Annotated in this window: 4 protein-coding genes; all 4 read right to left on the bottom strand. The window is 55.3% G+C overall.

The annotated features are described in order from the left end of the window. Nucleotides 1-969 precede the first annotated feature (969 nt). The 4 genes from ACT3TP_RS18375 to ACT3TP_RS18360 all read right to left on the bottom strand — a co-directional run bounded on the left by ACT3TP_RS18375 (nucleotide 970) and on the right by ACT3TP_RS18360 (nucleotide 5,065). Complete coding sequence (locus tag ACT3TP_RS18375; protein WP_444621255.1) at nucleotides 970-1,122, bottom strand: hypothetical protein; 153 nt, start codon at nucleotides 1,120-1,122, stop codon at nucleotides 970-972. 20 nt (nucleotides 1,123-1,142) lie between these two features. Continuing rightward, the gene (locus tag ACT3TP_RS18370; protein WP_444621254.1) at nucleotides 1,143-1,412 is read right to left on the bottom strand and encodes a DUF7218 family protein; all 270 of its coding nucleotides are present in this window, start codon (nucleotides 1,410-1,412) and stop codon (nucleotides 1,143-1,145) included. A gap of 173 nt (nucleotides 1,413-1,585) precedes the next feature. Beyond that, nucleotides 1,586-2,095 (bottom strand): Dps family protein, encoded by a 510-nt coding sequence (locus tag ACT3TP_RS18365; protein ID WP_105650317.1) that lies wholly within the window; start codon nucleotides 2,093-2,095, stop codon nucleotides 1,586-1,588. Nucleotides 2,096-2,329: 234 nt separating this feature from the next. After that, complete coding sequence (locus ACT3TP_RS18360) at nucleotides 2,330-5,065, bottom strand: aminotransferase class I/II-fold pyridoxal phosphate-dependent enzyme (RefSeq protein ID WP_444621253.1); 2,736 nt, start codon at nucleotides 5,063-5,065, stop codon at nucleotides 2,330-2,332. Between the last annotated feature and the right edge of the window lie 61 nt (nucleotides 5,066-5,126).

The following is a 5,126-nucleotide window of genomic DNA, read 5'->3' as shown; positions in this document are numbered from 1 at the left end:
GGCAGCAACAGCAACCAAGAATCCGGCCAGGAATCCTACAGCGGCGGCGCCAACGAAGAAAATGAGTTCGGTTCAACAGAATCAGTCAACCGTGGCAATGATTTCGACAGCGAAGATGGTGAACACAACCAATTCGGAAACTAGAATCGCAATGATCTGCGACTAGTTTGAACGCTCATCGGCTGGTGAAGCCTCAAGGGGCAACGCCCAGTAGTAGGAATAGAAGCAACCGATACTTCCACTACGGCGTGGCAAGGCACGCAGATTGCCTGCCTGCGGTTTAACGAAGTCACTGTGCCACTTCGATTTGAAGTGGCACAGTGGCTTCGTTTTTCTAAGCTGTGCGCTTGTGTTCCGGCTCTGGGCAGAAAACACCGGCTCCTAGGCTAAGAGCCTGCGCTGGTACCGCCGTTAAGATGGTCTAGGCTGCTGGGCCCGGCAATCAACCGGAAAACACCCCAACACATGAGCATCGCGCCCCATGCGACAACGATCCACATGGGATTCATGCTGGGAATGAGGCCCATGGGAACCCAAAATATGATGGCTAAGAACATGGCTGCAAGCAGGGCACCGCCCGCGGCTAGTCCCAAACCCAAATGTTTACTGTGCGGTCTGGACGCTCCGTGAATTGTCGACATGGCGTCTCTCCTGTTCTTACCGGTATTCCCGGCATAGAATCGGCTATCTTCCATTGGGTTGGCGGTGCAGCAAGAAAGGCTCCGCCTGCGAAGCGAAAAGGCCTCGACGTGAATATCGTTAATTCACGATGAGACTCGCGAATTACGTCGATGACCTAGTCACCGTCGTTGTTTTGAACTCCCATATTTTGGTCCCTTCCGGGTGAGTTTTCGACCATTAAATGGTCAAGCAGCCATGCCATCCGAACACGGCCACTACTTACTACGATACTCCCGAAAAGACGTTCCAACGAGGGTTCACACAGATCCATCAGCTACCGGAGCTGAATTAACCGGCGTCGAATCTATCGTCGTTGGCGTCTTTCTCTAGCTCCTCGACCGACGGGTGGTGAATCGGACCTCGACGGGCAACATACTGCTCCTTGAGTTCCTCTCCTTCAATCGGCTCGGACTGGTCTTCGATGATGTCGTCGTTACTCATGACGCGACGTCCTTAGTTCACTAGGAGTTTCGAAGGGCCTGGATCAAATCGGCCTTTCGTTTGTCGGAGTAGTCCGTCAGACCGATCTCTTTCGACCGGCGTTTGAGCTCTTCGACCGTCCAGTCCTCGTAGTTGCCAGACTCGCCTCCGCGTTCCCCGACGGCCGATCGGCCGTCCCGGGCGGCGGCATTGGCAATGCGCGCAGACTTTTGCTTGGAGTTCCCTTCTTCCCGCAATTTCTCGTAGAGTTCATCGTCCTTAATTGGGTTTGAACCGTTGTCCATAGCCATAGATGAATCACCTCTCAATTGACGTGTAGACGTTGCGAGAACACCCCGTCTATCTTCAACGGTAGGCTCTTCGCGCTGCAGATTCTAGGGGTATTTCGAGTTTCCGATCGGCACCCGAAAACCGCGAGGGAGCCGACGCAACAATTGCCTCGGCTCCCCCTAAATCAGTGATGCTATGGTGTGCGATTTTCGGCGCTAATGAACCACGCCTGTTGTTCAAGGCCAGCAATGTACCCGTGCAGGATGTCAGCGCTGGTCGGGTCTTCCTCATCGACTGCGTCATGTACGTCTCGAATGACTCCGACGGTGTTCTGCAGGGCTTTGACCACCATATCCACGGCCTTGGTCGTCAGAATCTCGCCGTTGTTTGGTTGCTCGAGTTCGCTATATTTACCTATGGTGCCGGCCAGGCCATCCGGAGTGATGTGCATAGCGCGCATACGCTCTGCAATTTCATCCGAGCCGCGGCGAGCGATATCCACGATCTCATCGAGGTTCTGGTGCAGGTCGCGGAAGTTCGGGCCGACAACATTCCAATGGATCTGCTTGCCAACAAGCTGCAAGTCCAGCAGTTGAACCAACACGGACTGCAAGGCATCTCCGAGGGCAGCGGTGGCAACGAAACCACCTTCAGCATTCTCCTTCGAGGTTTTGCTTGCCGGTGTGTTCTTGGTTTTTGTCATAGATCCTTCTCCTTTTACAGTGAAGTTACCGTGCATCTGACTCAGCCAGCGGGGCCGAGCCCTCATTACGGACGCTACCCGCAACGCGTCAATGAAGCCAGCTCAGACCAAATACTCACACGTCTCTCTGACTAATTTCACAGTTGTCAGTGCCAGCTTCGAAGAGCTGCATGTACGGCGATGGGCAAACGTATGGGCAGGAATCTCAGCTGAGATTCCTGCCCATACGAAGAATCAAGACTTCTTCGCTGCCACCTCGGCCAATGCTTCACGGGTAAAGACCTGGTACCCGTAGTCACGGTGGTATCCGTGGATTTCTCGGGTATCGAGCACATCCATGTAATCGAGGATCTCCGTCGACACGACCTGCCCCGGAACTAATACCGGGAATCCTGGAGGATATGGAGTAACGAACGCCGCCGAGACTACCTGTTCGCCACTTTGAATTTTTTGACGAATCTCTGGTGAGAAAATGAAGTGCGTAGCCGGATCCTTATAGGTCAGATAGTAGGCCGAACGCATATCGCCGCTGCCACCGCCGCCGCTGAACTCCTCGGCGAAATAGCTGAAATCTGGCATTGGGATCTGCGTCGGAGGAACCTTTTTCCCGTCCGCTAGCGCCCGGCCATCCAATCGGCGTTTATGCTCCAGCTCTTCGGCGATCTTGACCAGCACCTCAATCAGGTGGGCCACCGCCGAACGGTTAGTGCCGATGTTGGTCATCAACAGGACCGAGGTGCGGCTGGTCTTGTTGACCTGAATCGCGTGACCGTCCATCAGATAGGTGTGCTTGAAGGTGTCTCCATCCACTCCTGTGCGGCTGATGTCCAGGGTCAATCTTGATGGGTCAACGATGAATTCATCTTCAGACCAAGACCTGTCCCAAACTTCCAACCCGTCACGAACTGGGTTGCCGGTGTCGCTGCAACGGTATTGCTGCGGGATCAGGTCCCTCGTATCGAGTACCTGGAAGTACTTGCTGAGCAGCTTATTGCGTGACATCGCCCGGACGATCGATTGAGCCAAGTCAACCTGGCGCTGCACCAACGCATAGCCCTCCAACTCAGCCTGACGCCGCCCGATATCAAGCGAGGCGAGGATCTGATAGTTCGGCGAGGTCGAGGTGTGCGTCATATAGGCCTCGCGGAACGTATTGCGGTTACGTTCTGCGAAATCTTGATCGTGAATGTGAATCATTGACCCTTGGCGCAGTGAGGTCAGCGTCTTATGCGTGGACTGTGTCGAATACACGCGCAGGCGGGTCTTGGCAGGATCGGCGAGCAGTCGCGTCTTCAGCCAGGCATCATCGTTTGCCGGGTCATCCAGCGTTCCTGGTTCGGGCAGTTCGGCACGCTGCGCGGCAAAACGCTCACGATATTCAGATGTCTCAAACGCCGTTTGCATGCGTTGGGCCGCAGACATACCGGTGCGTTGACGGTAGACAGGATGGAATCCGGCGAAAGCGAACCACGCTTCATCCCAAAGGAAGACCAGATCTGGCTTGATGGCCAGACACTCTTCCATCACGCGACGCGGATCGTAAATAATCCCGTCGAAGGTGCAGTTGGTCAATGTGAGCATTTTGACTTTGTGCAGCAGGCCTTCGCGGCGCAACTGCAACAGTCGTCCCTTGATTTCTTCCAGCGATACGGCACCATACATGGAGTGCTCGTTCAGCGGGTAGGCCTCCAGATAACTGACGCTTGCACCGGCGAGCACCAGGGAGTAATGGTGTGATTTATGGCAGTTGCGGTCAACCAGCACGATGTCACCGGGCGCAAGGATCGACTGGTGAACGATCTTGTTCGCAGTGGAGGTGCCGTTGGTGACGAAGTAGGTGCGGTGGCTGTTGAAGGCGCGGGCCGCCAGCTCGTGGGCTTCCTTGATGGAGCTCTGCGGATCCAAGAGGGAATCCAATCCTCCGGAAGTGGCAGAGGTTTCGGCCAACAGCAGGTTCTTCCCGTAGAAGTCCACCAAGTCTCGTGCCCATGGCGAGTTCTGCACCGACCCGCCGCGAGAAATCGGCATCGCGTGGAATACCCCGCCGGGGCGTTTGGCGTACTTTTGTAGCGCGTGGAAGAACGGAGTGTTGTAGCGTTCGAGCACCTCGGCGATGATCGACAGATGCAGATCCATGCCGTCGTTGCGTGAGAAGATGCGCTTGAAGCGACCGGTAATCTCGTGCGCGATAGATTCAAGTGCAACGCCGGCGATCAGGTAGACCGGGATCTCTGGGCGGAGCAGATCGATGATCTCTTCCAAATCCAAGATCCGGTCGATTTGCCTTGCCGTGGAAAAGTGTCCGGCTGTATGCCGTGACACGTACTTTCCTAGGGTGGAGCTCAGCCGGCGCCGAGTTTCCAATTCGAAGCGGGCGGTGAGCACAACCGCCTGAATGGTCGGGTTGATGACAATCGCGGCCAGCGCGTCCTCGACGCTAGGCACGACAACGAAGCTGTAGTTGAATGAATCGGTTCGCTGACGCTGTTCGAGCATTTCGATCTTGAATCGCTCAATCTCATCGGATGGACCATTGTCCACCAACAGAATTTCGACCTTGGGGACGAACTTCCGATGGATTGCTCGTGGTTCACCACCGCCCAGCTCGTTGCTTTGGGCAGCAGCCTCGGCTTCCTCCGCGTCGCTGTCGTTGCTTTCGCCGTCGATGTATTGGGTCTGCGTCCGGAAGGACTGATTTGCCAGATATACCTTGCTCAGCGCATCACGGAAGTGGCCTTCGTGCATCAACGTTTCAACTTCGTTGAAGTAGTCTAAGCCCGGCGTGGCCCAGTAGGGTTCGATGGCAGAAAGGAGGCTCAGTAGTTGCGTAGCCTCGTGCTCATGCTGCTCGCCGGAGACCTTGTCGTCGATACCGCGAATGATCTCGCCAAGTACATATCCCAGATGCTCCCATGCATCCTTGCGCTTTCGCCAAGCGCTTTCTGGTGTTGCTGTTACTTGATTCTTCATTGTGGTCAACCTTGCGCTCACGGTTGCCGGTCCTTCGCTCGTTCTTCGTTGCATCGTTAAC

The organism is Glutamicibacter sp. AOP38-B1-38, assembly GCF_052377485.1.
In the GTDB taxonomy this organism is placed as follows: domain Bacteria; phylum Actinomycetota; class Actinomycetes; order Actinomycetales; family Micrococcaceae; genus Glutamicibacter.
The sequence above is the reverse complement of the archived record's forward strand: the minus strand, read 5'-3'. Positions and strand labels throughout refer to the sequence as shown.

What these genes read in the sequence shown, in the direction of transcription:
- ACT3TP_RS18370 (WP_444621254.1), bottom strand. Translation starts at nt 1,412, where the DNA reads ATGGCTATGGACAACGGTTCAAACCCAATTAAGGACGATGAACTCTAC.
- ACT3TP_RS18365 (WP_105650317.1), bottom strand. Translation starts at nt 2,095, where the DNA reads ATGACAAAAACCAAGAACACACCGGCAAGCAAAACCTCGAAGGAGAAT.
- ACT3TP_RS18360 (WP_444621253.1), bottom strand. Translation starts at nt 5,065, where the DNA reads ATGAAGAATCAAGTAACAGCAACACCAGAAAGCGCTTGGCGAAAGCGC.
- ACT3TP_RS18375 (WP_444621255.1), bottom strand. Translation starts at nt 1,122, where the DNA reads ATGAGTAACGACGACATCATCGAAGACCAGTCCGAGCCGATTGAAGGA.